This is a genomic window from Leifsonia sp. NPDC056665, assembly GCF_042791795.1.
Classification (GTDB): Bacteria; Actinomycetota; Actinomycetes; order Actinomycetales; family Microbacteriaceae; genus Leifsonia.
Window position 1 is genome coordinate 18,668 of the sequence record NZ_JBHTXK010000006.1, and the last position, 24,604, is coordinate 43,271.

At 72.0% G+C, this 24,604-nt stretch carries 25 protein-coding genes; 15 read left to right on the forward strand and 10 right to left on the reverse strand.

From position 1 onward, the window contains the following. Positions 1-66: 66 nt before the first annotated feature. Genes ACFQ9V_RS08175 through araA form a run of 3 tightly spaced genes read left to right on the forward strand, consistent with a single transcriptional unit; the run spans position 67 to position 3,898 of the window. On the forward strand, positions 67-1,683 hold the full coding sequence (locus ACFQ9V_RS08175) for a xylulokinase (RefSeq protein ID WP_382458670.1): 1,617 nt from the start codon (positions 67-69) through the stop codon (positions 1,681-1,683). Beyond that, on the forward strand, positions 1,680-2,381 hold the full coding sequence (locus ACFQ9V_RS08180; protein ID WP_382458671.1) for an L-ribulose-5-phosphate 4-epimerase: 702 nt from the start codon (positions 1,680-1,682) through the stop codon (positions 2,379-2,381). Before ACFQ9V_RS08175 ends, ACFQ9V_RS08180 begins: the two co-directional genes overlap by 4 nt. Continuing rightward, positions 2,381-3,898 (forward strand): L-arabinose isomerase, encoded by a 1,518-nt coding sequence (gene araA / locus ACFQ9V_RS08185; RefSeq protein ID WP_382458672.1) that lies wholly within the window; start codon positions 2,381-2,383, stop codon positions 3,896-3,898. The genes ACFQ9V_RS08180 and araA overlap by 1 nt, the downstream gene beginning before the upstream one ends. Positions 3,899-4,037: 139 nt before the next feature. On the opposite strand, the gene ACFQ9V_RS08190 is transcribed toward araA, so the two are convergent. After that, positions 4,038-4,889, reverse strand: a complete 852-nt coding sequence (locus ACFQ9V_RS08190; RefSeq protein WP_382458673.1) for a MerR family transcriptional regulator — start codon at positions 4,887-4,889, stop codon at positions 4,038-4,040. 33 nt (positions 4,890-4,922) lie between these two features. Between ACFQ9V_RS08190 and ACFQ9V_RS08195 the strand changes: the two genes are divergently transcribed. Further along, positions 4,923-5,816: an alpha/beta hydrolase gene (locus ACFQ9V_RS08195; protein ID WP_382458674.1), complete on the forward strand. Its 894-nt coding sequence runs from the start codon at positions 4,923-4,925 to the stop codon at positions 5,814-5,816. Positions 5,817-5,923: 107 nt separating this feature from the next. Here the strand turns inward: ACFQ9V_RS08195 and ACFQ9V_RS08200 are convergent, their stop codons facing one another. From ACFQ9V_RS08200 to ACFQ9V_RS08210, 3 genes are read right to left on the reverse strand one after another with little or no spacing between them, the layout of a single operon-like run. Further along, positions 5,924-7,585 (reverse strand): phospholipase C, encoded by a 1,662-nt coding sequence (locus ACFQ9V_RS08200; protein ID WP_382458675.1) that lies wholly within the window; start codon positions 7,583-7,585, stop codon positions 5,924-5,926. A gap of 46 nt (positions 7,586-7,631) precedes the next feature. Beyond that, positions 7,632-8,876, reverse strand: coding sequence for an iron uptake transporter deferrochelatase/peroxidase subunit (gene efeB, locus ACFQ9V_RS08205; protein ID WP_382458676.1), 1,245 nt, complete (start codon positions 8,874-8,876; stop codon positions 7,632-7,634). Then, positions 8,873-10,048: an imelysin family protein gene (locus ACFQ9V_RS08210; RefSeq protein ID WP_382458677.1), complete on the reverse strand. Its 1,176-nt coding sequence runs from the start codon at positions 10,046-10,048 to the stop codon at positions 8,873-8,875. Before ACFQ9V_RS08210 ends, efeB begins: the two co-directional genes overlap by 4 nt. Positions 10,049-10,283: 235 nt before the next feature. Here ACFQ9V_RS08210 and ACFQ9V_RS08215 point away from each other — a divergent pair, with 235 nt between their 5' ends. Continuing rightward, positions 10,284-10,589, forward strand: coding sequence for a hypothetical protein (locus tag ACFQ9V_RS08215; RefSeq protein WP_382458678.1), 306 nt, complete (start codon positions 10,284-10,286; stop codon positions 10,587-10,589). A 32-nt stretch (positions 10,590-10,621) separates the two neighbouring features. Here the strand turns inward: ACFQ9V_RS08215 and ACFQ9V_RS08220 are convergent, their stop codons facing one another. Together ACFQ9V_RS08220 and ACFQ9V_RS08225 are read right to left on the reverse strand one after the other, a co-directional pair. Beyond that, on the reverse strand, positions 10,622-11,173 hold the full coding sequence (locus tag ACFQ9V_RS08220) for a gamma carbonic anhydrase family protein (RefSeq protein WP_382458679.1): 552 nt from the start codon (positions 11,171-11,173) through the stop codon (positions 10,622-10,624). A 29-nt stretch (positions 11,174-11,202) separates the two neighbouring features. Continuing rightward, on the reverse strand, positions 11,203-11,379 hold the full coding sequence (locus ACFQ9V_RS08225; RefSeq protein WP_345838911.1) for a hypothetical protein: 177 nt from the start codon (positions 11,377-11,379) through the stop codon (positions 11,203-11,205). A gap of 98 nt (positions 11,380-11,477) precedes the next feature. Here ACFQ9V_RS08225 and ACFQ9V_RS08230 point away from each other — a divergent pair, with 98 nt between their 5' ends. From ACFQ9V_RS08230 to ACFQ9V_RS08245, 4 genes are all read left to right on the forward strand, one after another. After that, positions 11,478-12,191: an esterase/lipase family protein gene (locus tag ACFQ9V_RS08230; protein WP_382458680.1), complete on the forward strand. Its 714-nt coding sequence runs from the start codon at positions 11,478-11,480 to the stop codon at positions 12,189-12,191. 102 nt (positions 12,192-12,293) lie between these two features. Continuing rightward, positions 12,294-12,683 (forward strand): META domain-containing protein, encoded by a 390-nt coding sequence (locus ACFQ9V_RS08235; protein WP_382458681.1) that lies wholly within the window; start codon positions 12,294-12,296, stop codon positions 12,681-12,683. Positions 12,684-12,745: 62 nt separating this feature from the next. After that, positions 12,746-14,170 carry a glutamate decarboxylase gene (locus ACFQ9V_RS08240; protein ID WP_382458682.1) on the forward strand — a complete coding sequence of 475 codons (1,425 nt, stop codon included), beginning with the start codon at positions 12,746-12,748 and terminating at the stop codon, positions 14,168-14,170. 9 nt (positions 14,171-14,179) lie between these two features. Continuing rightward, on the forward strand, positions 14,180-14,782 hold the full coding sequence (locus ACFQ9V_RS08245) for a hypothetical protein (protein WP_382458683.1): 603 nt from the start codon (positions 14,180-14,182) through the stop codon (positions 14,780-14,782). 52 nt (positions 14,783-14,834) lie between these two features. On the opposite strand, the gene ACFQ9V_RS08250 is transcribed toward ACFQ9V_RS08245, so the two are convergent. Then, a complete protein-coding gene (locus tag ACFQ9V_RS08250) occupies positions 14,835-15,761 on the reverse strand; it encodes an SDR family oxidoreductase (protein WP_382458684.1) in 927 nt (308 codons plus the stop codon). Positions 15,762-15,874: 113 nt separating this feature from the next. Between ACFQ9V_RS08250 and ACFQ9V_RS08255 the strand changes: the two genes are divergently transcribed. Then, positions 15,875-16,435, forward strand: a complete 561-nt coding sequence (locus ACFQ9V_RS08255) for a TetR family transcriptional regulator (RefSeq protein WP_382458685.1) — start codon at positions 15,875-15,877, stop codon at positions 16,433-16,435. Between the two features lie 15 nt (positions 16,436-16,450). On the opposite strand, the gene ACFQ9V_RS08260 is transcribed toward ACFQ9V_RS08255, so the two are convergent. Continuing rightward, positions 16,451-17,443 carry an aldo/keto reductase gene (locus ACFQ9V_RS08260; protein WP_382458686.1) on the reverse strand — a complete coding sequence of 331 codons (993 nt, stop codon included), beginning with the start codon at positions 17,441-17,443 and terminating at the stop codon, positions 16,451-16,453. A gap of 83 nt (positions 17,444-17,526) precedes the next feature. On the opposite strand from ACFQ9V_RS08260, the gene ACFQ9V_RS08265 reads away from it, so the two are divergent. From ACFQ9V_RS08265 to ACFQ9V_RS08275, 3 genes are all read left to right on the forward strand, one after another. Then, a complete protein-coding gene (locus tag ACFQ9V_RS08265; protein ID WP_382458687.1) occupies positions 17,527-18,342 on the forward strand; it encodes a M15 family metallopeptidase in 816 nt (271 codons plus the stop codon). A gap of 26 nt (positions 18,343-18,368) precedes the next feature. Continuing rightward, positions 18,369-19,508: a low temperature requirement protein A gene (locus tag ACFQ9V_RS08270; RefSeq protein ID WP_382458688.1), complete on the forward strand. Its 1,140-nt coding sequence runs from the start codon at positions 18,369-18,371 to the stop codon at positions 19,506-19,508. Positions 19,509-19,613: 105 nt separating this feature from the next. Continuing rightward, positions 19,614-20,561 (forward strand): hypothetical protein, encoded by a 948-nt coding sequence (locus tag ACFQ9V_RS08275; protein WP_382458689.1) that lies wholly within the window; start codon positions 19,614-19,616, stop codon positions 20,559-20,561. Between the two features lie 29 nt (positions 20,562-20,590). Here the strand turns inward: ACFQ9V_RS08275 and rimK are convergent, their stop codons facing one another. After that, positions 20,591-21,790: a 30S ribosomal protein S6--L-glutamate ligase gene (gene rimK / locus ACFQ9V_RS08280; RefSeq protein ID WP_382458690.1), complete on the reverse strand. Its 1,200-nt coding sequence runs from the start codon at positions 21,788-21,790 to the stop codon at positions 20,591-20,593. A gap of 25 nt (positions 21,791-21,815) precedes the next feature. Here rimK and ACFQ9V_RS08285 point away from each other — a divergent pair, with 25 nt between their 5' ends. Further along, a complete protein-coding gene (locus ACFQ9V_RS08285) occupies positions 21,816-22,337 on the forward strand; it encodes an ATP-dependent zinc protease (RefSeq protein WP_382458691.1) in 522 nt (173 codons plus the stop codon). Beyond that, complete coding sequence (locus ACFQ9V_RS08290; RefSeq protein ID WP_382458692.1) at positions 22,334-23,737, forward strand: MFS transporter; 1,404 nt, start codon at positions 22,334-22,336, stop codon at positions 23,735-23,737. Before ACFQ9V_RS08285 ends, ACFQ9V_RS08290 begins: the two co-directional genes overlap by 4 nt. A 239-nt stretch (positions 23,738-23,976) precedes the next feature. On the opposite strand, the gene ACFQ9V_RS08295 is transcribed toward ACFQ9V_RS08290, so the two are convergent. Next, positions 23,977-24,555, reverse strand: a complete 579-nt coding sequence (locus ACFQ9V_RS08295; RefSeq protein WP_382458693.1) for a TetR/AcrR family transcriptional regulator — start codon at positions 24,553-24,555, stop codon at positions 23,977-23,979. Positions 24,556-24,604: the final 49 nt, after the last annotated feature.

Below are 24,604 nucleotides of genomic sequence, written 5' to 3' on the forward strand. Positions count from 1 at the left end.
CTCCCGCAGGGGATCGTCTACACTCGTTCCATCACATGTGACCGGTCACAACGGAGTGAGAGAACCATGAACACCCAGCGCGACGCCCTCGTCGCCGGACGCACCGCGCTCGGCATCGAGCTCGGCTCCACCCGGATCAAGGCCTGCCTGGTCGACGCCGACGACCCGGCGACCGTCCTGGCCGTCGGCTCCCACGACTGGGAGAACGAGTTCGCCGACCGCGTGTGGACCTACTCGCTCGACGCCGTCTGGTCCGGCCTCCAGGCCGCGTACGCCGCGCTCGTCGCCGACGCGGAGACGCGCCACGGCGTCCGGCCGCGGACCTTCGGCGCCATCGGCGTCTCCGCGATGATGCACGGCTACCTCGCCTTCGACGCCGCGGGGGAGCTGCTGGCGCCGTTCCGCACCTGGCGCAACACGACGACCGGCCCCGCGAGCGCCGAGCTCAGCGCGCTGTTCGGCGTCAACATCCCGCTGCGCTGGTCGATCGCGCACCTCCACCAGGCCGTCCTCGACGCCGAGCCCCACCTCGCGCGCCTGCACTCGATCACCACGCTCGCCGGCCACGTGCACGAACGCCTCACCGGTCGCCGCGTGCTCGGAGTCGGGGACGCGTCGGGGATGTTCCCGATCGACTCCGCCACGAAGACCTACGACGCCGAGCTTGTCGCCCGTTACGACGGCCTCGTGCGGGACAGGGCGACGCTGCCGGCCCTGCGGGACCTCCTTCCCGAGGTCCTCGTCGCCGGGGAGGCCGCCGGAGACCTCACGCCCGCCGGCGCCCTCCTTCTCGACCCGTCGGGCGAGCTCCAGCCCGGCATCCCGCTGTGCCCGCCGGAGGGCGACGCCGGCACCGGGATGGTCGCCACCGCGTCGGTCGCCCCGCGCACCGGTAACGTCAGCGCAGGCACGAGCATCTTCGCGATGGTGGTCCTGGAGCGCCCGCTCGCCGAGGCGCACCACGAGCTCGACCTGGTGACGACGCCCGCCGGCGACGCCGTCGCGATGGTGCACTGCAACAACGGCGCGAGCGAGCTGTCGGCGTGGGCCGGGCTGTTCGGGAGGTTCGCAGAGGCCGCCGGCGCCCCGGTCGCCCCCGACGCGGTCTTCGAGACACTGTTTCGCGAGGCCCTCGACGGCGAGCCGGACGCGGGAGGCCTCCTCGCCTACAACTACCTGGCCGGCGAGCCGATCACCGGCCTGGACGAGGGGCGCCCGCTGGTCGTCCGCACGCCCGACAGCCGTTTGACGCTCGCCAACTTCGCCCGCGCCCAGCTCTACGGCGTCTTCGGGACGCTCGCCCTCGGGATGCGCGTGCTGCACGCGGAGGGCGCCGCCCTCGACCGGATGTTCGCGCACGGCGGGATGTTCCGCACTGCCGGCGTCGCGCAGCGTTTCCTGGCCGGAGCGCTGGATGCGCCGGTGTCCGTCGCCGACACCGCGTCGGAGGGCGGGGCGTGGGGCGTCGCCGTGCTCGCCGCGTACCTGCGGGCGGCCCGCTCCGGCACGCCACTCGACGTCTACCTCGACCGCGACGTGTTCGGGGGCTTCACCGTCGACACCGTGGAGCCGGACGCGGAGGACGTCGCCGGCTTCGCCGCGTACCTGGCCCGCTACCACGACGGCCTGGCCGCCGAGCGCGCCGCCGTCGCGGCCATCGCCCTGAAGGGAGCCGCCCGATGACCACCCCCGAGTCCCCCGCCACCCGCCGCACCCGCGAGCAGGTCGCCGCCCTCCACGCCGAGCTGGTCCGCTACGACCTCGTCGTCTGGACCGGCGGGAACATCTCGGGCCGCGTCCCCGGCGAGGACCTCTTCGTCATCAAGCCGAGCGGCGTCGGCTACGACGACCTCACTCCGGACAACATGATCCTCTGCACCCTCGACGGCGAGGTCGTCCCTGGCTCGGCTGGATGTGACCGGTCCCCCTCCTCCGACACCGCCGCCCACGCCTACGTCTACCGGAGCATGCCCGGGGTCGGCGGCGTCGTGCACACCCATTCCACCTACGCCACCGCGTGGGCCGCGCGCGCCGAGCCCATCCCGTGCGTCATCACCGCGATGGCCGACGAGTTCGGCGGCCCGATCCCGGTCGGGCCGTTCGCGATCATCGGCGACGACTCCATCGGCCGCGGCATCGTCACCACCCTCGACGGCCACCGCAGCCGGGCCGTGCTCATGCAGAACCACGGCGTCTTCACGATCGGCCGCGACGCGCGCGACGCCGTCAAGGCCGCGGTCATGACGGAGGACGTCGCCCGCACCGTGCACATCGCACGGCAGGGCGGACCGCTCGTCCCCCTCCCGCAGGAGGCCATCGACAGCCTCTTCGACCGCTACCAGAACGTCTACGGACAGAACCCGGAAGGTTCCCTCGCCTGATGCCGAAGCTCACCACCTCCCTCGACCACTACGAGGTCTGGTTCCTCACCGGCAGCCAGCACCTCTACGGACCGGAGACGCTCGCGCAGGTCGCCGCGCAGTCCCGCGCGATAAGCGACCGGCTGGGCGCGTCCGCCGACGTGCCCGTCCGCGTCGTCTGGAAGCCGGTGCTGACCGACGCCGACGCCATCCGCCGCATCGTGCTGGAGGCCAACGCCGACGACGCCGTGATCGGACTCGTCGCGTGGATGCACACCTTCAGCCCCGCCAAGATGTGGATCGCCGGCCTCGACGCCCTCCAGAAGCCGTTGCTGCACTTCCACACGCAGGCGAACGTCGAGCTGCCGTGGGGCGAGATCGACTTCGACTTCATGAACCTCAACCAGGCCGCGCACGGCGACCGCGAGTTCGGCTACATCCAGACCCGGCTCGGGGTGCCGCGCACGACGGTCGTCGGTCACGTCAGCGACCCGGCCGTCACGCAACGCATCGGCACGTGGACGCGCGCCGCCGCCGGCCACGCGGCCACCCGCTCCCTGAAGCTCGCCCGCTTCGGCGACAACATGCGCTTCGTGGCGGTGACGGAGGGCGACAAGACCGAGGCGGAGCTGCGGTTCGGCGTCCAGGTCAACACCTGGGGCGTGAACGAGCTGGCCGACGCGGTCGCCGCCGCCTCCGACGCCGCCGTGGACGCGCTGGTCGCCGAGTACGAGCACCTCTACGACGTCGTCCCCGAGCTGCGCCGCGGCGGCGAGCGTCACCAGTCGCTGCGTGACGGCGCGGCGATCGAGGTCGGGCTGCGGTCCTTCCTGGAGGAGGGCGGGTTCGGCGCCTTCACCACCAGCTTCGAGGACCTCGGCGCACTGAAGCAGCTGCCGGGCCTCGCCGTGCAGCGCCTGATGGCGGAGGGCTACGGCTTCGGCGCCGAGGGCGACTGGAAGACGGCCATCCTGGTCCGCGCCGCGAACGTCATGGGTGCGGGCCTCCCCGGCGGCGCGTCGCTCATGGAGGACTACACCTACGACCTGACGCCCGGAGACGAGCGCATCCTCGGCGCGCACATGCTGGAGGTCTCGCCGTCGCTCAGCAGCGCGAAGCCGACCCTGGAGGTCCACCCGCTCGGCATCGGCGGTAAGGACGACCCGGTGCGCCTGGTCTTCACCGCCGACCCGGGCCCGGCCGTGGTCGTGGCGCTGTCGGACATGCGCGACCGCTTCCGGCTCGTGGCGAACGTCGTGGAGGTCGTGGAGCCGACCGCCCCGCTGCCGAAGCTCCCGGTCGGCCGCGCCGTGTGGAAGCCGGCCCCCGACTTCACTACGTCGGCGACCGCCTGGCTGGAGGCCGGCGCGGCCCACCACACCGTGATGAGCACCGCGGTCGGCATCCAGGCGTTCGAGGACTTCGCCCGCATGGCCCGCACCGAGCTCCTCATCATCGACGAGGACACGACGCTCCGCGCCTTCTCCCGCGAGCTCGACTGGAACGCCGCCTACTACCGCCTCGCCCGCGGCCTCTAGCCCCACAGACCCCCGGCCGCCGGCATGTCATCGGCGTCGGCGGCCGGGTCCCACCCCCACCCCCCACACAATCCTTTCCGGAGTTGTGTACGCGACACGCCGGGCCGCGGTGTACACAACTCCGGAATCGATGAGCTGGTCAGGAGGTGGGGGCTACGGGGGCCTGGAGCTCGGTGAGCCAGTCGGGGCCGGGCTCGTGGCCGGTGGCCTCGAGGTAGACCTCGCGGGTGGGGCCGGTGACGTGGTAGCCGTCGGCGGCGAGGCGCTCCATCAGCGCCATCCACGAGTCCCCGATGCCGGTCATGTCGCCGCGGTGCAGCAGCGTCGCAGCGAGCGGGACGGCAGGGAGGTCGACGACCTCGTAGCCGTCGCCGGGTCGCGGCGGGGTCTCGGCCGGGTAGGAGATGTGCACTTCCAGCCGCTCGTCGTCCCTGGCCTCGTACCAGAACACGGACGGCGCGAGCAGCGGGCGCCCCGCGGCCTCCAGCGCCTGGTCGAGCGAGCCGATGAGCGGCCCGACCATCGGGCCGACCAGCTCCGGGCCCATCCCGGGCGCGGTGCCGCTGACGGCGTAGACGGTGACAGGCTCCAGCGGGCGGTATTCGACGGGTGTCGTCATGATCTCTGTTCCTTCCAGTAGGCGGAGGCGTCGCTCCAGACGGTCGAGCCGGTTTCGGTCGTCGGCGATGCCGGCCGCCAGCTCGGCCCGGCGCTGCCGCAGCGCCGCCGTGAGGGCGGGCCGCGGGTCGTTGGACGCGAGCACGGCGGCGATCGCGTCGAGGCCGATTCCGAGCTGTCGCAGCTCCACGATCAGCAGCAGGCTCGCCAGCTGCGCGTCCGAGTACCGGCGGTAGCCGCTGCCCTCGTCCACGCGCGCCGGCGGCAGCAGGCCGATGGCGTCGTAGTGCCGCAGCATCCGGACGCTGACCCGCCCGATGGCGGCGAATTCTCCGATGGTGTACATGTTGGAGGCCACGATCCAGCCTGACACGGTGTGAGGGTCAAGCGCCGTTAGGGTGAGCGCATGAGCGTCGCGCGTCGCACCCTGATCGGCGCCGGGATCGGTGTCGCCGCCCTCGGCGTACTCGGCGGAGGTGCGGCGTTCGCCGTGGAGGAGCGACTCCTGCCCGGCCGCTCGGAGCTGCACAGGCTCCTGGGCCTGAACGGCACGCCCGGCCGCATCCCGTCTGTCACTCCAGGGCCGGCCGTCAGCGGTTCGTTCGTCTCCGCCGCGCGGCTCGGCACGACCGTCGGCTGGACCGTGAGCTACCCGCCGGGGTCGACGCCGGGCGACGCCCTCCCGGTCCTGATCGCGCTGCCCGGCTTCGGCGGCGACCACGGCTCCGCGTTCGGATCCGGGCTCGGGCTCGACCGCTTCCTCGCCCAGGCGGTGCAGCACGGCGCGCGGCCGTTCGCCGTCGCGTCGGCGGACGGCGGCAACACCTACTGGCATCGCCGCGCCACCGGTGAGGACGCGGCCGCCATGCTGTCCGGCGAGTTCATCCCGCTCCTGGCGAAGGCCGGCCTGGACACGACGAAGGTCGCCTTCCTCGGCTGGTCGATGGGCGGCTACGGCGCGCTCCACGTCGCCGGCCTGATGGGCGCCGCGCGGGTCGCGTCGGTGGTGGCGGAGAGCCCGGCGATCTGGCACACCGCGAAGGAGGCCGCCCACGGCGCGTTCGACGGCGCGGCCGACTTCGCCGCGAACATGCCGTTCGGCCACGAGGCGGCGCTCGCCGGGATCCCTCTGCGCGTGGAGTGCGGCACGGGAGACGGCTTCTGCCCGAACGTCCAGGACTACGTCGCCGGCCTCCACCCGCGGCCGGCCGGCGGCTTCACCCCGGGAGGCCACGACCTCGACTACTGGCGGCGCGAGGCGCCCGCCCAGCTCGCGTTCGTCGCGTCCCACTTCGCCTGAGCCGCGCCGCTCGCCACCCGTACGCAGCGACGAGGGGCACGTCGTTGTCACTTTCCTGGCGTGGAAGTGACAACAACGTGCCCCTCGGGGTGGGTTACTGCGTGCGGTTAGGGCCGGCCGCTGTGGCCGTGGGTCGGGATGACCGCGCTGACAGCGCCGGAGGCCGGGTCGAGCAGCACCTCGCGCTGCTGCGGGTGCCTCCAGTCGAACAGCCCGTTCAGCGAGCCGGCGCGGGCGTCGAAGGACGCGTCGCCGATCCGACTCGTGCCCCAGTTGTCCTCGATGAACTTCAGCGGGCTGGTCTGCTCGATCGCGGTGTGGTCGACCTTGTTCTGAGCCGCCCACGGCGAGACCACCAGGAACGGCAGGCGCTGGCTCGGGCCGCAGCGGTCCGCGTAGCCACCAGCGATCTTCGTCTGGTTGGTGCAGACCGCCGAGTCGACGGCCGCGTCGTTCGAGCCGTTGGCCACGGTCGGCGCGACGTGGTCGTACCAGCCGTCCGAGTCGTCGTAGGTGACGACGAGAGCGGTGCTCTTCCAGTCCTTCGACTTCTGGAGGGCGTTGATCTCGTTGACGAGGAACTTCTGCTCGTCCAGCGGGTCGGAGTAGGCGGCATGGCCGTCCTGGGCCTCCGGGGCCTTGAGGAACGAGACGGCCGGGAGGTTGTTCGCCGCCACGGCCTTGTCGAACGAGGTCAGGTCGTACTGGTGGTTCGCCTGGTCGGTGTGACCGATGGCCTGGGTCGACGTCGGCGGCAGGTGGTGCGGGTTCGACGTGGACTTGTAGTACGAGAACGGGTTGTGATGCGGCGAGTAGTCCTTCGGCGTCGCGCCACCGATGTTCGCGGTGGTCGCGTCGCACTTGGCGTAGCTGCCGGCCTGGCCGTTCCATGCGGTGGTCGGCGTGAAGCCGCCCTGGAACCAGCCCCAGCTCACGCCGCGCGCGTTGAGGAGGTCACCGACGTTCTTGCCGGCCATCCCGACCAGCGCCGAGGTGGACGTGTGGTCGGCGTCCGAGCAGTCGTCGTACACCGGGTCGGGGTCGCCGATCACGGTGCCGACGCCTGCCGCGTTCTTGGACTGGACCGACGTGGAGGCCGGGAGGACCGCCCCGGTCTTCGGGTCGTAGGCGGTGCCGCCGTGGGTCTGGCCCGAGATCAGGTTGAGCGCGCCGGGGGTCGATGGGCCGAACGTGGTGTCCCACATGTTGTCGCTCATCGAGTAGTTCTGCGCGTAGTTCCACAGCCCGGTGACGGTGTTGCCGTCGTAGTAGTCCATGACCAGGCCCGGCTGGCCGAACGCACCGGTGCAGGTGTCGGTCTCGGTCTTCTGGACGAACATGTCCATCTTTCCGCCGTCGACCGCGGCCTGCTCGGCGGCGTAGCCGTGGTTCTGGTCGCAGGTGAGGGCCTGCGCCGGGGTCAGCCGCTGCGGGGCGTAGAGGTTCGGGTTGCTGGTGAGCGTCCCGCTGCTGGCGAGGGTGTTGGCCGCGGGGGTTCCGGCGGCGGCCGTGAACGTCGTGCCGTCGGTGTTGGCGGCCTTCGGGTAGGTGCCGAAGTAGTGGTCGAAGGAGATGTTCTCGTCGAAGATCACGACGAGGTGCTTGATCGGCGTCTGGGTCTGGTTGGAGTGGTCGGGGGTCCCGTGGGCCGGGAACGCCGACGCGGGCGCGATGGCGAGGACGCCGGCGCCCACGAGGGTCGCCGCGCCGAGCAGCGCCAGCCCGGCCGAGGCGACCGGGTGGCGGCGCAGACGAGAGAGTCTGGTCACGATTTCTGCTTCCTTCTGTCGGTGGGTGTTACCTGGTGCCTCCGGCTCACGCGAGCATGCTGCGCCCGAGCCAGTCGGAGGAGTCGCGGGCTCCGGGGAGCGCGAAGTAGTAGCCGCCGCCGAACGGCTGGATGTAGTCCGTCAGCGGCTCGCCGGCGAGCCGCTTCTGCACGGCGACGAACTGCCGGTCGAGGTCCTGGTTGAAGGCGACGAAGACGAGTCCCATGTCGAGCGTCCCGTTGGCGTCCACGCCGCCGTCGTAGTTGTAGCCGCGACGCAGCATCCGCTGATCGGCGCTCGCCGTCGTGCGCGGGTTGGCGAGCCGGATGTGGGCGTCGAGCTGGATGACGTCGCCGGTCGGGTCGTTCTCGTAGTGCGGGTCGTCGAACTCGGCGGAGGCCGTGAGCGGCGCCCCGGTGTCGCGGCGGCGGCCGATCATGTTCTCCTGCTCGTGCAGGTTCACCCGGTCCCAGAACTCGACCAGCATCCGGATGACGCGGACCACGTGGTAGCTGCCGCCGGCGGTCCAGGAGGGCTCGCCTCCCGTCCCCTGCGCCCAGACGAGCTGCTTCATCAGCGCGGCGTCGTGGACGTCCGGGTTGCCCGTGCCGTCCTTGAAGCCCATCAGGTTGCGCGGCGTGCCGCTGGGCCGCGGCGGGGAGACGAAGCCGTCCTGCCGCCAGCGCACCCCCATCCCGCCGCGCGTCGCCCTGGCGATCTCGCGGACCGCGTGCGTGACCGCGTCCCGGTCGTCCGCGCAGACCTGCAGCAGGAGATCGCCGTCGCACACCTCGCGGTGGAGGGAGTCGTCGGGGAACTCGTCCATCGTCCGCAACTGCGTGGGCCGCGCGGACGCGAGTCCGTAGCGGCCGTCGAAGAGCGAGGCTCCCGCCGAGAGCGTGACGGTGAGCCCGTCCGGCACGACGGTCGGGCCGAGCACGCCGGAGTCGCGCGGCGGCGCGGTCAGCCCGGGGTCGGGCGGGGTGCCCCCTGTGGTCAGGAAGCGTGCGCGCTCGGTGATCGTCTTGAGCAGGTCGGCGAGCTCGGCGCGGGAGGCCGCGGTCACGTCGAGCGCGACGAACGCGGCCGAGCGCTGCACCGGCGTGAGGATGCCCTGCTGGTGCTCGCCGTGGAACGGGACCGCTGCCGCGCGGACGGCCGGGACCGCGGCAGCCGGGTGCGCGCTCGCCGCGTCCGGCGCCAGCACCGCGCCCGCACCTCCGGTCACGGCAGCCCCTGCCGCGACGCCCGCGCCCGCGGTCAGGAAGTCCCTCCGCCCCAGTCCCGTCACGGTTCCCTCCTCGGGTCGCAGATCGCCGCGACCGGCGCCAGCAGCTCGGCCGTCTCGCTGAGCGCCGCGTCGACGTGCTCGCGCTGGGCGGTGGTCAGTGCCGACAGCCGGGTCCAGGTCCCGTCGGCGCCGCGGAAGCCCTCCACGAGCTGCTGCGTGGCGGCCATCGACTGCTGCGTCGCGGCGAGCTGCGGATAGCGCGACGCGAGGATGTCGTGCAGCGGCGCCAGCGCCTGGGCCGCGCCGCTCAGGTTGGCGTCGATCGTGGCCAGCTCGCTGCCCGACCCGGCGTCGGCCGCGCCGGCCAGCACGTCCCGGATCGCGTCCTCCACGATCTCGTGCGCGCGCAGCCCCATGTCGCCCGGGTCGATCTGCGCCTTCGGGAACTGCGCGAGGAGCGTGTCGACGTCGGAGACGAGCTGCTGCGCCGGCCCGACGACGGCCGCGGCCGCCGCGCCGGAGAACAGGGGCGCCTCGACGGCGTGGAAGCCGGTCAGTCCGTGGCCGGGCAGCCCGTCGATCGCGTCGCCGGCCGCGCCGAACGCGCTGTAGGCGGCGCCGAGCGTCTCATAGGTGACGTGGGCGGTCAGCCAGTCGCGTTTCGCCGCCGATAAGTCGCCCTCCTCGGCGTCGGCCGCGACGGCAGCGACCTGCTGACGCAGGGCGGGCAGGCGCGATGCGACCCAGGCGCCGTACGCCTGGGCCGGCGGGATGAGGTCGGCGCGGGTCACCGGCACCATGCCAGGGGTGAGCGCCGTCCCCGGCGGAGCAGGACCCACCCGGACCGTCGGCCCGTTCGCCGGATCGGCGTCCGCGGGGAGGCAGACGAACCGGTACCGTCCCGAGCCGATCGCGACCCGGGCGTGGGCGTGCGCGCCGGCGCCGATGCTCTCCAGGTCGAGGTAGACCTTCTTCGAGTCGACCGACTGGAGGTACACCTCGATGCCGGCGATCGTCGTGTTGGAGACGTCGAAGGAGACCGTGCCGCCGAGGGCGCGGCCGTCGTCGGCCCAGCCGTGACCGCAGTCGTCCGTCCCCGCGCTGACCTCGACCTCCGAGAACGACGCCGCGCGCACGGCGGCCGGACGCGCCGCGACCGACACGACGACGGCGACCACTACGAGCGCGGCAAGTACGCCGAAGAACGCCGTGAGACGGGCGCGCTTGGTCATGGCCGACTTGCCTCCAGGGGAGCGGACAGCAGCGAGCCTAGGAGCCGCCTGTGCGTTCCCGGAGGCTGCTTCATCCGCTGTTCACCAGACCGTCACGGCTACAGCCCCGAACGGGGGGTGATCGCCGATCGCGCGCAAGCAGAACGGCTGTCTCACTGGACACAATCCGAATTGCGCGTACCGTTCGTGGATTTGGGTTCTTCAAATCAGAGCGCGCCCATGAGACGATCGATTCATGAAGGATTCTCACGCTATTGATGTCGCTGAGCCCGCGTCCGCTCACGGCCCTGGCCGTGCGCCTGCAGGAATCCCCCTGACGATCCGCCTCGGCGAGCGCGAGTTCGCCGCCCTGGTCCGCATCGCCCGCCACCGGGAGACGACCGCCGCCGACCTGGTCGAGCAGCTCGTGCTGCACGCGCTGAGCCGCGCCGACGTCCCGCCGCCCGCCGAGTCCCACCCCGCCCGCAAGCACACCACCTACGAGGAGGCAACGGCCGGCTTCCGCGCAGACGCCGGGGTCCACACGCCTCCCGACATGTGATCCTTCGACGGGAGTAGGCCCGCCCGCGCCGGCTAGGCCCGCGGGTCGTACACCTCGCTCACCCTGCGCATGATCTCGCGCATCGGTGTGCCGCGCGGGACGCCGTACATGGCGCCGGGGAAGTCGAGGCCCTGCTGCACCGCCCACAGCTCGTCGTGCCGGTCGGGAGGGAAGAGCTGGGCCGGGTCGCCCGCCGCGATCCAGCCGATCTGCACCACCGAGTCCGGAGGCAGCGTCGAGTTGACCTGCAGGACGGCATGGATGCGCAGCTCCGACCGCACGCCCACCACTGCGCCGGCGAACACGCAGGCGCCCGTCGCGACGAAGACCTCGTCCTCGACGCGAGCGCCCGTGATGTTCGTGTGCGGGCCGATCAGCACGGCGTCGCCGACCGTCACGGGATGCCCGGCGCGCCCGCGGAGTACGGCGTGCTCCATGACTACCGTGTCCTCCCCGAGCACGACGGGTCCGCGGGTGCCGTCGAGCACCGCGCCGGCCAGCACGCGGGCGCCCGGCCCGAGCGTCACGTCCCCGGTGAGCACGGCGCTGGGCGCGACGGACGCGGTCGGGTCGATCTCGATCATGCCCTCACCCTAGGGGCCGGGCGGTCCGCCTACAGCTCGGAGTGCCCGAGCAGGTGCACCGGGATGCCGAACGACAGCGCGACGCAGACGATCCCGGCGAAGAAGACCAGCCCCTGCCAGGCGGGGAGCGTGTCCGCGAGGCCCAGCAGGAAGAGCCCCACCAGGAAGAGCACGAAGCACAGGATGAATGCGATCACATCGCCCATGCCGCAACTATCCACCCGGCCCCGGAGCTTGGCAAGAGCAGGAGGTTGGCAAGAGCAGGAGCTTGGCAAGAGCGGTCCGACGGCGCGATGCTGACCGTGTGGAAGAGAACGCGCGCCGCGGCCCGGTCCGCGCAGCGCTGCGCTTCGTCCGCAAGGCCGGGGTGCTCCTCGCCGACTACGAGTACGTGCTGCGGCACCAGCTCCGGGCGAACTTCGACCGCGACCCTCCCGAGGCGCTGGTGGACGAGGCCGGGGAGGGCGAGCCCATCCTGCTGCTGCCCGGCATCTACGAGACCTGGCGTTTCCTGCACCCGCTGGCGCGCCGCCTCCACGCCGCCGGCCATCCCGTGCACGTCGTCACGTCCCTCGGCCACCTGGGCATGTCGCTCGCGGAGGCCGCCGACCTGGTGGAGCACTACCTGCGCGAGCAGCACCTGAGCGGGGTGACGGTCGTCGCGCACAGCAAGGGCGGCCTCGTCGCCCGCCTGCTGCTCGGGAGGCCGGACGCGTCGGCGCGCATCCGCCGCGTGGTCGCCATCGCGACGCCGTTCTCCGGCTCGCCGCTCGCGGCGTGGGTCCCGTTCCCGGCGGTGCGCGCGCTGCAGCCCGGCCACCCCGAGCTGGCGCAACTTGCGGGCGACGGCGCGGACGTCGGCCGGGTCGTGTCGATCTGGGGCTGGTACGACCCGCACATCCCGGGAGGCTGCGCGCTGCCGGGCGCGCGCAACCTCCGGATGCCGGTCGGCGGGCACTTCCGCATCCTCGGCAGCCCGGCCGTCCTGACCCTCGTGGATGAGCTCACGACCGGATGAAATCCCGGGTGGCGACCCTGGTGCGCCTTCGTCGCGCGCCGCTATCCTCGGCCTCGTGACGCGGTCCGCAGCACCCGGCGGATCGCAGAGGGGCAGGACGACATGACGCGAACGATCCGGCAGGCGCCGGCTCGTCTCCTCGGTGGCGGCTTCGTCGCCGCGGCGGCTCTCGCCCTCCTCGCCGGCTGTGCCGGCACCCCGAGCGGCGCGGCGCTCGTCGGAACCTGGGGCTCGACGGCCGCGTCGCAGCCGAACCTCACGATCGAGAACGACGGCGCCTTCTCCGGCACGGACGGCTGCAACCGGCTGACCGGCAAGGGCTCCGTCGACGGCGACACCATCACCTTCGGCCCGATCGCCAGCACCATGATGGCGTGCCAAGGGGTCGACGAGTGGCTGGCGAAGGCGTCGAGCGGGACGGCGAAGGGCAGCACCCTGGTCGTCTACGACATCAGCGGCAACGAGATCGGAAAGCTCGACAAGTCGAACTGATCCGCTGCCGATAGGCAGGCGCCGCCGACCCGTGGCGGAGCCGAGGCAGAGAGGGGCGGCGCATGGCGCGGCTCGAGTCAGACATCCAGACGGCGAGCGGTGACACCCGGCTCGCCCCCGCCTACACCGGGCGCCTGTCGCGGAAGAGCCCTCCGGCCACGCTGCCGGACGACGCCACCGACCCGGCCAGCACGTACCGGCTGCTCCACGACGAGCTGCTGCTCGACGGCAGCTCGCGCCTCAACCTCGCCACCTTCGTCACGACGTGGATGGACCCGGAGGCCGAGATCCTGATGGCCGAGGCGTTCGACAAGAACATGATCGACAAGGACGAGTACCCGGCGACCGCGGCGATGGAGCGCCGCTGCGTGTCCATCGTCGCCGACCTGTTCCACGCCGAGCCGGGCGAGCCGACCGGGGCCGCGACGATCGGGTCGAGCGAGGCCGTCATGCTCGGCGGCCTGGCGCTCAAGTGGCGCTGGCGGGCCAGGCGGGCGGGGGTCTCCGGAGGCTCCGACCCGGGAGGCGTGCCCAACCTGGTCCTCGGCTCGAACGTGCAGGTCGTCTGGGAGAAGTTCTGCCGCTACTTCGAGGTGGAGCCGCGCTACCTCCCGGTCTCCAAGGGCCGCTACGTCATCACGCCGGAGCAGGTCACCGCGGCGGTCGACGAGAACACGATCGGCGTCGTCGGCATCCTCGGCACCACCTACACCGGTGAGCTGGAGCCGATCGCCGCGATCTGCGACGCCCTCGACGCCCTCGCGGCCTCGGGCGGCCCCGACGTGCCTGTGCACGTGGACGCTGCGAGCGGAGGCTTCGTCGTCCCGTTCCTGCACCCGCACCTGGAGTGGGACTTCCGCCTCCCGCGGGTGGTGTCGATCAACGTCAGCGGGCACAAGTACGGGCTCACCTATCCCGGGATCGGGTTCGTCGTGTGGCGCTCGGCGGAGCACCTGCCGGAGGACCTGGTGTTCCGGGTCAACTACCTCGGCGGCGACATGCCCACGTTCACGCTGAACTTCTCCCGCCCCGGCAACCAGATCGTCGGCCAGTACTACAACTTCGTGCGGCTCGGCCGCGCCGGGTTCACCGCGATCATGGAGGCGCTGCGCGACACCGCGCTGCTCATCTCGACGGGCCTCGCCGAGGATCCGGTGATCGAGGTCATCACGGACGGCTCCGCCATCCCGGTCATCTCGTTCGCGCTGAAGGACGGCACGCCGTTCACGGTCTTCCAGGTGTCGCACGAGCTCCGCGCCCGGGGCTGGCAGGTGCCCGCGTACACGATGCCGGCCGACGCGACCGACGTCGCCGTGCTGCGGATCGTGGTGCGCGACGGCTTCAACGCCGACCTCGCCGAGGACCTCGTGAACGACATCCGCGCGGTGGTCGCCGAGCTGGGGGAGCAGGCCGAGAAGGCCGGCGCGACGCACCCGGCCGCGAAGGCGACGGAGTCCGCGCGCACGCGGACGCACTTCGCGCACTAGCGAGCCGGCGTGAGCGACGGAGGAGGCGGCGGGGAGCGGAGGAGACTCCTGCTCTCCGACGCCTCCTTCGCGGTCGGCTCGGTGTGCTTCGCGTTCGCCGCGCTGCCGTCGGTCGCAGTGGCGCTGGGCGCGATCGTCACGAACGTGGTGTTCGTGGTCGGTTCGGTGTTCTTCACCCTCGGCGCGGGGCTGGCCCTCGGCGTCCCGAACCGGAGCTCGTCGATCATCCAGTTCGTCGGGACGCTGTTCTTCAACGCGAGCACGACGATCGCGCTCGCCGCGGCGGTCCCCGCGGGCGCGGCCGGGGGCACGGGCTGGCGGCCGGACGCCTATGGGTCGATCTGCTTCCTCGTCTCCAGCCTGATCGCCGTCGCCGCGGTCGCCCGGCAGCGCGGGTCGCGGCGGGACGGCGCCGGCGCCGTGCTCAACCTGCTCGGCTCCGTGCTGTTCGGCTTCGCGGCGGTGGGCGCCTTCGAGCTGCCCGGGACCGACGCCCTCCTCAGCGTGTTCTGGACCGGCGTGGGCACGGTCGGCGGCGCCGTCTGCTTCCTCACCGCCGCCGTCATCGGCCTCCTGCCGGCCCCGCGCCCGCTAGCCCTGCGAACGAAGTGACAGGACACGCCGTCTCGCGGAGTGGCGACGCGGCATGTCCTGTCAGCTGGATTCAGCGCGCGGCGACGGCCTCGAAGTAGGAGCCGGAGGCGAGGTCCTGCAGGAGGGTCGGGCCGGTCGGGGTCCAGCGGTAGCGCTCACGGGTGATCGAGCTGGAGGCCGGGATGTCCATCCCGAAGAACCGGCCGATCCAGCCGAAGTGCGCGTCGACGTCCTCCGGCGCGATGGACTCCACGGGCAGGCCGAGCCCCTCGCCGATCGCCGCCGCGATGTCACGGGCCGGGATGCCCTCCTCACCGACCGCGTGCACGCGCGCCGCCGGGGTGGCCTGCTCCAGCGCGAGCCGGACCAGCCGTCCGGCGTCGAGCCGGTGGACCGCCGGCCAGCGGTTGGAGCCGTCGCCCACGTACCCGGCGACGCCCTTCTCGCGGGCGATGCGGACCAGCTCGGCGCTGAAGCCGTGGTCGCCGCGGCCGTGGACGGTCGGCGAGAACCGCAGCGCGACCGGCCGCACGCCGCGGTCGGCGTACTCGAACGCGAACGCCTCGCCGCCGCCGCGCGGGGCATCCGGGCCGACGTAGGGCGACGGCACATCCTCGGTCAGCAGCTCGCCTGGACGCGCCACGATGCCCGACGCGAAGAGGAACGGCCGGTCGGAGCCGGCGAGCTCGTCGCCGATCGTGGCGACCACGGCGCGCTCGGTGCGGCCGGCGCCGGCGTAGTCGGAGAAGTCGTGCTTGAAGCCGAGGTGGATGACCGCGTCGGACGCCGCGGCGCCGGAGCGGATGCTCTCCAGGTCGTCGAGCGAGCCGGGGACGGCGGTCGCCCCGGTGGCGCGGATGCGCTCGGCGGACGCCTCGGAGCGGGCGAGGCCGGTCACCTGGTGGCCGGCGGCGAGCAGTTCGGGGACGACGGCGGAGCCGATCCAGCCGGATGCTCCAGTGACGAAGACGCGCATGGGGATGACCTCCCGAGTCATGGGATCGTTGGTGGGTGTCGATGATGTCAGTGACTGTCGTCAGTGACTGACATCACGATAGCACTGATGTCAGCAACTGTCATCACCCGGCGAGAACCGGCTAGACTCGTCCCGTGGGACGCTGGACACCGGATGCGCGCGGCCGCCTGGAGAGGGCGGCCATCGAGCTGTACGCCGAGCGCGGCTTCGAGGGGACCACCGTCGCCGACATCGCCGAGCGCGCCGGCGTGACCGAGCGCACATTCTTCCGCCACTACGCCGACAAGCGCGAGGTGCTCTTCGCCGGCTCGACCGTGATGCAGGAGGCCGTGCTCGCCGCCATCGCCGCCGCGCCCTCCGATGCGCCGCCCTTCGCGGTGGCCGCCGCCGGGATGCGCGCCGCGGCCGCGCTGATCGACAGCCGCGGTGCGGACTTCCCGCGCCGCCGCTCGGCGGTCATCGCGGCGAACCCGAGCCTGCAGGAGCGCGAGCTGCTCAAGCTGGCCTCGCTCGCCACCGCGTCGGGAGCGGCACTGCGCGCCCGCGGCGTCGCCGAGCCCGCGGCCAGCCTTGCCGGTCAGGCCGCGGTGGGCGCGTTCCACGTGGGCTTCGCGCAGTGGATCGCCGGCCCCGCCGACGCGACGCTGGCCTCCCACGTCGACGAGGCGCTCGCGACGCTGCCGACGCTCGCCTAGCGGCGCCGCGTCGAGCTACCCGAGCACGCGGTCGATCGCCGCCAGCTCGCCGGCCTCCAGCGCCGGCGCGTGCACCGCGCCGAGGTTCTGCTCGAGCTGCGCCACGCTGCTCGCCCCGATGATCGCGGACACCACCACCGGGTTCCGCAGCACCCACTGCAGCGCGAGCTGCGCCAGGCTCTGGCCGCGCCCGGCCGCGATGTCGTTGAGCGCACGCACCTTCGCCAGCACGTCCTCGGTCAGGTCCGACTCGTGCAGGAACACGCTCGTGACCGCCCGCGAGCCGTCAGGCACGCCGTTCAGGTAGCGGTCGGTCAGCATCCCCTGGGCCAGCGGCGAGAACACGATCGCGGCGGCGCCTGCGGCCTCCACCGCGTTCAGGGTTCCGTCCTCCACGTGCCGGTCGAACATCGAGTAGCGCGGCTGGTGCAGCAGCAGCGGGGTCCCGGCGTCGGCGAGCAGCGCCGCCGCCGCGGTGGTCTGCGCCGGGTCGTAGTTCGAGACGCCGGTGTAGAGCGCCTTGCCGTGGGCGACGGCGGTCGTCAGCGCGCCCATCGACTCCTCGAGCGGCGTCTGCTGGTCAGGGCGGTGGTGGTAGAACACGTCCACGTACTCCAGCCCCAGCCGGCGGAGGCTCTGGTCGAGCGACGACAGCAGGTACTTGCGCGAGCCGAAGTCGCCGTACGGCCCCGGCCACATCAGGTAGCCGGCCTTGGTCGACACCACGATCTCGTCGCGGTAGGCGCGCAGGTCGGTGGCGAGGATCCGGCCGAAGAACTCCTCGGCGGCGCCGGGAGGCGGCCCGTAGTTGTTGGCGAGGTCGAAGTGCGTCACTCCCAGGTCGAAGGCCCGCAGCACGATGGCGCGCTGGGTGTCGAACGACCGCGCCGTGCCGAAGTTCTGCCACAGCCCGAGCGAGAGCGGCGGGAGCTGGAGGCCGCTGCGTCCGGCGCGGCGGTAGGGCAGCGAGTCGTAGCGGGCGGGATCGGCGACGAAAGGAGTGGGCATGGGGCCAGCCTAGAGGGCGCTAATTCTTTCCGCTGGTTGGAATGTTAAGTATGAATGTCAGGTGGGGAGTCCAGTATGGAGACATGGAAACAACGGACCCCGACTCCGATTCGCTCGTGCGGGGCCTCGCCTCGCGTCGCACGGTCATCGCGGGAGCCGCGGCTCTGGGCGGCTATGGGCTGCTGCGCTCGATTCTCGACTCGCCACAGGCAGCGCGAGCGGTACTCGGCCCCTGGGGCGGCTACGCGAATGGCGCGATCCCCGAGAGCGCGCTCCTGCGCATCGACTACCCGGGTGTCGTACCCGACTCCTTCCCGGGTTCGCTGAGCGCGGTGTATCTGAAAGCCGACGCCGGCGTCGCTCTCCTGGCGATGCTGACTGAATACCACCGGCAGACAGGCGGCTACCTCCGGGTCAACGAGGGATACCGCACCCTCGCGGGACAGGACTACTGGTGGAGGCACCACGGCTACAACACTGCGCTGGCCGCCGAGCCGGGAAAGTCGAACCACGGATTCGGCCAGGCGTTCGATTTCGAGCCGGGCGCCTTCACCGCGTCCCAGCAGTCCTGGGTCCGCTCAGTCGCCGCCACCTACGGCTATTCGGGCATCCAAAGCGAACACTGGCACTTCAACTACACCGGCACGTATACAGGCGTGCCGCCGACCATTGCAGGGAGTCTCATGGCACTCAAAGACACGATCACCACCTACCACAACGCCGCGCGCGGCTACCTGACGCTCGGCCCCGGGTTCTACTACCCGATCGGCGATGCCGACGGGGTCAACGGGAACGAGAAGCTGGCGGTCCTCGGCTCGCTCGGCGTCCCCGTGGTCGAGATCGACGCTCGTACCTTCGATGTCCTGAACATCATGTTCCGCGCCAACCCTCTCAAGTAGGGCGCACCGCCCGCTACCGTGGGCGTGTGAGCGGGGTGACCGGAGGCCGGATCGCGCGGGTGGCGTCGCGCGTGTCCACGATCGAGCTGCTGTTCGACCTGGTGTTCGTGTTCACGATCGGCCAGCTCACCGCGGTCATCGTGCAGCACCCCGGCGCCGAGTCGGTGCTGCGGGCCGCCGCCATCCTCGCCGTGGTATGGTGGATGTACGACGCGTTCGCGTGGCTCACCAACCAGGCCGTGCCCGACACCGTGCCCGTGCGGCTGCTGCTGATCGCGGCGATGGCCGCGTTCCTGGTGCTGTCGCTCGCCATCCCGGACGTGTTCACCGGGTCGGGCGTGCTGTTCGGGGTGGCCTACCTGACGGTCGTGATCATCCACGCTGGGCTCTTCATCGCCCGCGGGGGCCGCGGCTCGGTGCGGGTGATGCTGCGCGTCGGGCCGCTGAACGTCGTGGCGGCACTTTTCCTGATCGCGTCCGGCTTCGCGACCGGATGGCTGGAATGGGCTCTGTTCCTGGCCCCGCTCCTGCTCTTCCTCCTCTCCGGCCTCGTCACCAGGGCCGACCCCTTCGCGATCGGTGCAGCGCATTTCGTCGAACGTCACGGCCTCCTGATGATCATCGCGTTCGGCGAGTCGATCGTGTCGGTCGGCGCGGGACTGTCCGCGTCGGGGATCAGTCCACAGGTCGTGCTCGGCGCGGTCGCGACCGTCGCGATGGTGGCCGCGCTCTGGTGGTGCTACTTCTCGGGCGACGACGAGCGCGCGGAGCGGTCGCTCGGCGCGCTGCCCACTCAGGGCGGAACGACGCTGGCCCTCACCGCGTACTACGTCGCGCACTTCGTGATGCTGTTCGGCCTCGTCGGGGTGGCCGCCGGCCTCCACCTCTCGCTGGAGGATGCGTTCGCACCCGTGCCGCCGGCCGCGGCCTGGCTGCTCTCCGGCGGCGTCGCCGTCTACCTGGTCGGGGACGCGGAGTACCGCCGCGAGCTGCGGCTGGGCCCGTGGGCATACCGGCTCATCGGGGCAGCGGGAGCCCTCGTGGCCGGCCTCCTCGCGGCGTGGATGCTGCCGCTGCGGGCGGGCGAGCTGCCCGGCATCGCGCTCATCGCCGCGCTGCTGACGATCGTCGTCCTGGTGCTGGTGGCCGAGCGCCCGCGGCGGTGAAGCATCCAGGGGTCGCAACACGCCGCCTCCCGCGCGGCGACGCGGCGTGTTGCGTCCCCTCGCTGCGCGAGACGGGTGTCTGCGACGGTGAGTAGCATGCGGGGCATGGACACGATCGAGTGGCTCCTCGACTCCGACCCGAGCATCCGCTGGCAGGTGCTCCGCGACCTCGCCGGTGCGTCCGACGAGACCGTCGCCGCCGAGCGCGATCGCGTCGCGACCGAGGGCTGGGGCGCCAAGCTCCTCGACGCCCAGGGACCGGACGGCCGCTGGGACGGCGGCGTCTACCGGCCCGGATGGGCGCAGGAGGACCGCCCGTTCTTCGACGCCTGGACCGCCACCCACTTCACGCTGCAGCAGCTCGCCGAGTTCGGCGTCGACCCCGCGCACCCGCGTGCGCTGGCGGCCGTCTCCCACGTGCGCGACCACGTCCGCTGGGATCATGCCGGCGAGCCCTACTTCGACGGCGAGACCGAGCCGTGCATCAACGGCGTCGTGCTCGCGCTCGCCGCCTACTTCGGCCAGGACGGCTCGAATGCCGCCGCCACGCTCGCCGGCGGCCGCCTCGACGACGGCGCCTGGAACTGCTGGGCCGAGTACGGCGCGCGGGTCTCGTCGTTCCACTCCACCATCTGCGCGGTGGAAGGCCTCGCCGCCTGGAACGCGACCGGTAGCGGCGACGCGTCGGCGGCCGACGCGCTCCGCACAGGCGAGGAGTACCTCCTGGCGCGCGGCCTGTTCCGCCGGCTGAGCACCGGCGAGGTCGCCGACCCGAGGATGACGATGCTCAGCAACCCGGTGCGCTGGTTCCACGACATCCTGCGCGGCCTGGAGCACTTCCGCGCCGTCGACCGCCGCGACCCGCGCCTCGCGGACGCGGTGGAGCTGCTGCGCGGCAAGGCCGACGCCGACGGCCTCTGGAACCTGGAGAACCGGCACGAGGGCCCGGCGTGGTTCGACTTCGGCGACAACGAGGGGATGCCGAGCCGGTGGCTCACCCTGCGGGCGCTGCGCGTGCTGCGCTGGTGGGACGCCGAGACGCAGGCTGCGTAGGCCCTGCGTAGGCCCTACGCCGACTGGAACTACGCCGACGCGGCCTCCGCCATGTGGTCCTTCGGCAGCCGGCGCACCTTGCTCCGGCGCTTCCGCCGGTCGGGGATCATCGACCGCATCTCCTCCAGCTTGCCGAAGCACAGCAGCCGGTCGCCCGCCTGCAGCTCCACGCCGCTGCGCGGGTTCGGGATGACGTTGGCGCCGCGGTGCAGCGTGAGCACCGTGATGTCGCGGTCCCACAGCCCGGACTCCTTGATCGTCTTGCCGATCAGGTCCGCGTCGCCGTGCACGAGCAGCTCGGCCACGCCGTAGCCGCGCGAGACGGTCAGCCGCTGGCGCACGTCGATCTCCGGGAACGCGACCTGGTTGGAGATGAAGTCGATGATCGCGCCCGCGACGTCGAGACCGGTCGCGCGCTCGATGCCCTCCAGGCCGGGCGAGGAGTTGACCTCCATCACCAGCGGACCGCCGTGGCCTTCGAGCATGTCGACGCCGGCCACGCGGAGGCCCATGATCTGGGCGGACCGCACCGCGGCCTCCTCGTACTCCGGCGTCAGCTCGACCTTCTCGACCGTGCCGCCGCGGTGCACGTTGGAGCGGAACTCGTCGCCGCTCGCCACCCGCCGCATCGCCGCGACCACGCGGTCGCCGACGACGAGCGCGCGGATGTCGCGGCCGCGGCTCTCCGAGATGAAGCTCTGGATGAGCACGTTCTGCTTGGTCGAGTGCAGCGTCTCCACGATCGACTCGGCGATCTTCGCCTCCGGGGCCAGGATGACGCCGATGCCCTGGGTGCCCTCCAGCAGCTTGATGACGACAGGCGCGCCGCCGACCTGTTCGATGGCCATGCGCACGTCGGCGCGGCTGTTCACGAACGTGGTCGCCGGCATCCCGATGTTGTGCCGCGACAGGATCTGGTTGGCCCGCAGCTTGTCGCGCGAGTTGGTGATGCCGTTCGCCGTGTTGGGCGTGTAGACGTCCATCTGCTCGAACTGCCGCACGACGGCCGTGCCGTAGTAGGTGATCGAGTTGCCGATGCGCGGCAGGACCGCGTCGTAGTCGGACAGCAGCCGGCCGCGGTACTGCAGGTCGGGCTCGGGGCCGGAGAGGTCGATCGCGAAGCGGAGGGTGTTGAGCACCTTCACGGTGTGGCCGCGGTCGCGCGCGGCCGCACGCAGCCGCTGGGTCGAGTACGCGTGCGGAGCGCGGGAGAGGATGGCGAGCTTCATCGATGGATCCTGCAAAGATAGGGGAATGGCCGGTGATCTCCATTCAAACACCCTGGTCGTGGGGTGGCGTGAATGGGCGAGCCTGCCCAGCATCGGCATTCCGTGGACCAAAGTCAAGATCGACACCGGAGCCCGCAGCTCGGCGCTGCACGCCTTCGATCTGGAGGAGCTCCCCGGCGACCGCGTGCGGTTCACGGTGCATCCGTGGCAGGACGCCGACACCGACGCCTCAGTGGTCGAGGTCCCCATCCACGACCGCCGCGTCGTGCGCAGCTCGTCGGGTCACGCCGAAGACCGGTTCGTCGTGCTGCTGGAGCTCGTGCTCGGCGGACGGACCGTTCTCGCCGAGACCACCCTGAGCAACCGCGACCAGATGGGCTTCCGGATGCTCGTGGGTCGGGAGGCCCTCCGCCAGGGCTTCGTGGTCGACCCCGGCCGCTCGTTCCTCGCGGGCCGGGCGCCGCGGGATGTCCGGCGACGCAACCGCGGGCGCGCGGTGGAGCCAGGGGCCGCGACGAAGCCGGCGAGCGAGGGCCCGCACCGGTGACGCGCACGGCCGTGTCGTTCAGCCGCGGCCTCGCGCTCCTCGTGGCCGCCACGTTCTTCATGGAGAACCTGGACGGCACGATCATCCAGACCGCCGCCCCCACGATGGCGCGCGAGTTCGGCGTCGCCCCGGCCGACGTGAGCGTCGCGATGGTCGCCTACCTGCTCGCGGTGGCCGCGGGCATCCCGGCGACCGGCTGGCTGTCCCGCCGGCTCGGGATCCGGCCGGTGCTGCTGACCGCGATCGTCGTGTTCACGCTCGCGTCGCTGCTGTGCGCCTTCGCGCCGACGCTGACGCTGCTGACGGTCGCGCGCGTGCTGCAGGGCATCGGCGGCGCGCTCATGGTGCCGGTCGGGAGGCTGGCGGTGCTGCGCGACACCGACCCCGTCGACCTCCTCGACGCGATCGCCTATCTGACCTGGCCCGCGCTCATCGCCCCGGTGATCGCGCCGGCGCTCGGCGGCATCCTGTCGGACACGATCGGCTGGCGCTGGATCTTCCTGATCAACCTCCCGTTCGGCATCGCCGCGATCGTGGCGGGGCTGGTCCTCGTGCCGCACACGGAACGGCAGCGCGACCTCCCGTTCGACGGGCGCGGCTACGCGGCGATCGCGCTCGCGCTGGTGCTGCTGACCGCGGGAGCGGAGGGGCTGAGCGCGGAGGACGGCCGGCTGCAGCTTGCCGGCGGCGCCGCCATCCTCGTGGCCATCGCGATCGGCTGGGCCGCCATCACGCGCTCGCGCGGCCGCGAGCACGCGCTGTTCGACTGGAGCGTGCTGCGGCTGCACTCGTTCCGTGCAGGGAACATCAGCGGCGGCGTCTACCGCATGATCATCACGGGCGCCCCGTTCCTGTTCACGCTGCTGTTCCAGCTCGCCTACGGCTGGAGCGCCACCCTCGCCGGCCTCACCGTCATCGCGATCTTCGTCGGGAACCTGGCGATCAAGCCGTTCACGACCCCGCTCATCCGCCGGTTCGGTTTCCGCACCGTCCTGATCTGGTCGAACCTGCTCGGGATGCTGGTGCTCGCCGCGTTCGTCGGCATCGGGCCCGCGGCGCCGCTGCCGGTGCTGCTCCTGCTGCTGGTGGCGAGCGGCGTGTTCCGGTCGATCGGGTTCAGCGCGTACAACACCCTCCAGTTCGCGGACGTGGCGGCCACCGACACCAACAACGCGAATACCCTCGCCTCCGCGCTGCAGCAGGTCGCGACCGCCCTGGGCCTCGCGGTGGTGGCCGTGTTCGTGCGAGCGTCCACCGCGGTGTCGGAGGGCGTCACCGGCTCAGCGCTGCCGGGGTACCACTGGGCGTTCGCGCTCGCGGCGGCGCTGCTGCTCATCCCGCTGGCGGGCGCCTTCCAGCTCCCGCACGACGCCGGCGCCCGCGCGACCGCCCGCCGCTAGCGGAGGCGCTCCTCCTCTTCGCGTTCGAGGCGCTCCTTCTCGGCGTCCTTCGCCTCCTGCTCCTTCTGGATCTCCTCTTCGCGAGGCGTCTTGTTCGACACGTCGATCTCCTCTCCGGTGCGGCGTGCCCCGCATCCTACGCTCCGCCCTCCCGCCGAAACAGACCGTCGAGGGGCACGTCGTTGTCACTTTTTGGCGCGAAAAGTGACAACAACGTGCCCCTCGGCAGCAGGAGGTGGTCAGGCCGGGCGCGGGCCGAGGGTGAGGTCGACCAGGCGTTCCGGGAGGCCGGGGTCGGCGGGCGTGTGGGCGAGCGCGCGGAGCATGACCGCGCCGATCAGCGCCTCGCTGACCTCGTCCACCGGGAGGTCGGCCCGCACCTCCCCGGAGTCGCGCGCCGCCCGCAGCCGGGGCGCGAACAGCCGTGGGTCTGCCAGCGACTCGCGCAGCCGGCTGGCGACCTCCGCGTTCTCGGTCGCCGCCGCGATCAGGGAGCGGAACAGCCCCTCCCCGGCCGGGCTCTCGAGCACGGCCTCCACCTCGGTCAGCCAGGCGACGAGGTCGGCGCGGAGGTCGCCGGTGTCCGCAACGGCGAAGCGCTCGGGCAGCAGCATCCCCTCCAGGAGGCAGTCGGCGATGAGCGCGCTCTTACCCGGCCACCAGCGGTAGACCGTCTGCTTGCCGACGCCCGCGCGGGCCGCGATGCCCTCGATGCTGAGGTGGTCGTACCCGCGCTCGGCGAAGAGCGCGGCCGTGGCCTCCAGGATCGCCAGGCGCGCCGCTTCACTGCGGGGCGCTCCCCGTCGACTTTCGGACATGGCTCACAGCATATCCACATTCAACGAGACGGACCGTTGCGTATTATTT

Bases quoted from the DNA above. Each gene is read 5' to 3' on its own strand.
- ACFQ9V_RS08285 (WP_382458691.1), top strand. From the start codon at position 21,816: ATGGCCGGTGATCTCCATTCAAACACCCTGGTCGTGGGGTGGCGTGAA.
- ACFQ9V_RS08275 (WP_382458689.1), top strand. From the start codon at position 19,614: ATGGACACGATCGAGTGGCTCCTCGACTCCGACCCGAGCATCCGCTGG.
- rimK (WP_382458690.1), bottom strand. From the start codon at position 21,790: ATGAAGCTCGCCATCCTCTCCCGCGCTCCGCACGCGTACTCGACCCAG.
- ACFQ9V_RS08240 (WP_382458682.1), top strand. From the start codon at position 12,746: ATGGCGCGGCTCGAGTCAGACATCCAGACGGCGAGCGGTGACACCCGG.
- ACFQ9V_RS08215 (WP_382458678.1), top strand. From the start codon at position 10,284: ATGAAGGATTCTCACGCTATTGATGTCGCTGAGCCCGCGTCCGCTCAC.
- ACFQ9V_RS08175 (WP_382458670.1), top strand. From the start codon at position 67: ATGAACACCCAGCGCGACGCCCTCGTCGCCGGACGCACCGCGCTCGGC.
- ACFQ9V_RS08235 (WP_382458681.1), top strand. From the start codon at position 12,294: ATGACGCGAACGATCCGGCAGGCGCCGGCTCGTCTCCTCGGTGGCGGC.
- ACFQ9V_RS08210 (WP_382458677.1), bottom strand. From the start codon at position 10,048: ATGACCAAGCGCGCCCGTCTCACGGCGTTCTTCGGCGTACTTGCCGCG.
- ACFQ9V_RS08180 (WP_382458671.1), top strand. From the start codon at position 1,680: ATGACCACCCCCGAGTCCCCCGCCACCCGCCGCACCCGCGAGCAGGTC.
- ACFQ9V_RS08260 (WP_382458686.1), bottom strand. From the start codon at position 17,443: ATGCCCACTCCTTTCGTCGCCGATCCCGCCCGCTACGACTCGCTGCCC.
- araA (WP_382458672.1), top strand. From the start codon at position 2,381: ATGCCGAAGCTCACCACCTCCCTCGACCACTACGAGGTCTGGTTCCTC.
- ACFQ9V_RS08265 (WP_382458687.1), top strand. From the start codon at position 17,527: ATGGAAACAACGGACCCCGACTCCGATTCGCTCGTGCGGGGCCTCGCC.
- ACFQ9V_RS08295 (WP_382458693.1), bottom strand. From the start codon at position 24,555: ATGTCCGAAAGTCGACGGGGAGCGCCCCGCAGTGAAGCGGCGCGCCTG.
- ACFQ9V_RS08225 (WP_345838911.1), bottom strand. From the start codon at position 11,379: ATGGGCGATGTGATCGCATTCATCCTGTGCTTCGTGCTCTTCCTGGTG.
- ACFQ9V_RS08195 (WP_382458674.1), top strand. From the start codon at position 4,923: ATGAGCGTCGCGCGTCGCACCCTGATCGGCGCCGGGATCGGTGTCGCC.
- ACFQ9V_RS08220 (WP_382458679.1), bottom strand. From the start codon at position 11,173: ATGATCGAGATCGACCCGACCGCGTCCGTCGCGCCCAGCGCCGTGCTC.
- ACFQ9V_RS08250 (WP_382458684.1), bottom strand. From the start codon at position 15,761: ATGACTCGGGAGGTCATCCCCATGCGCGTCTTCGTCACTGGAGCATCC.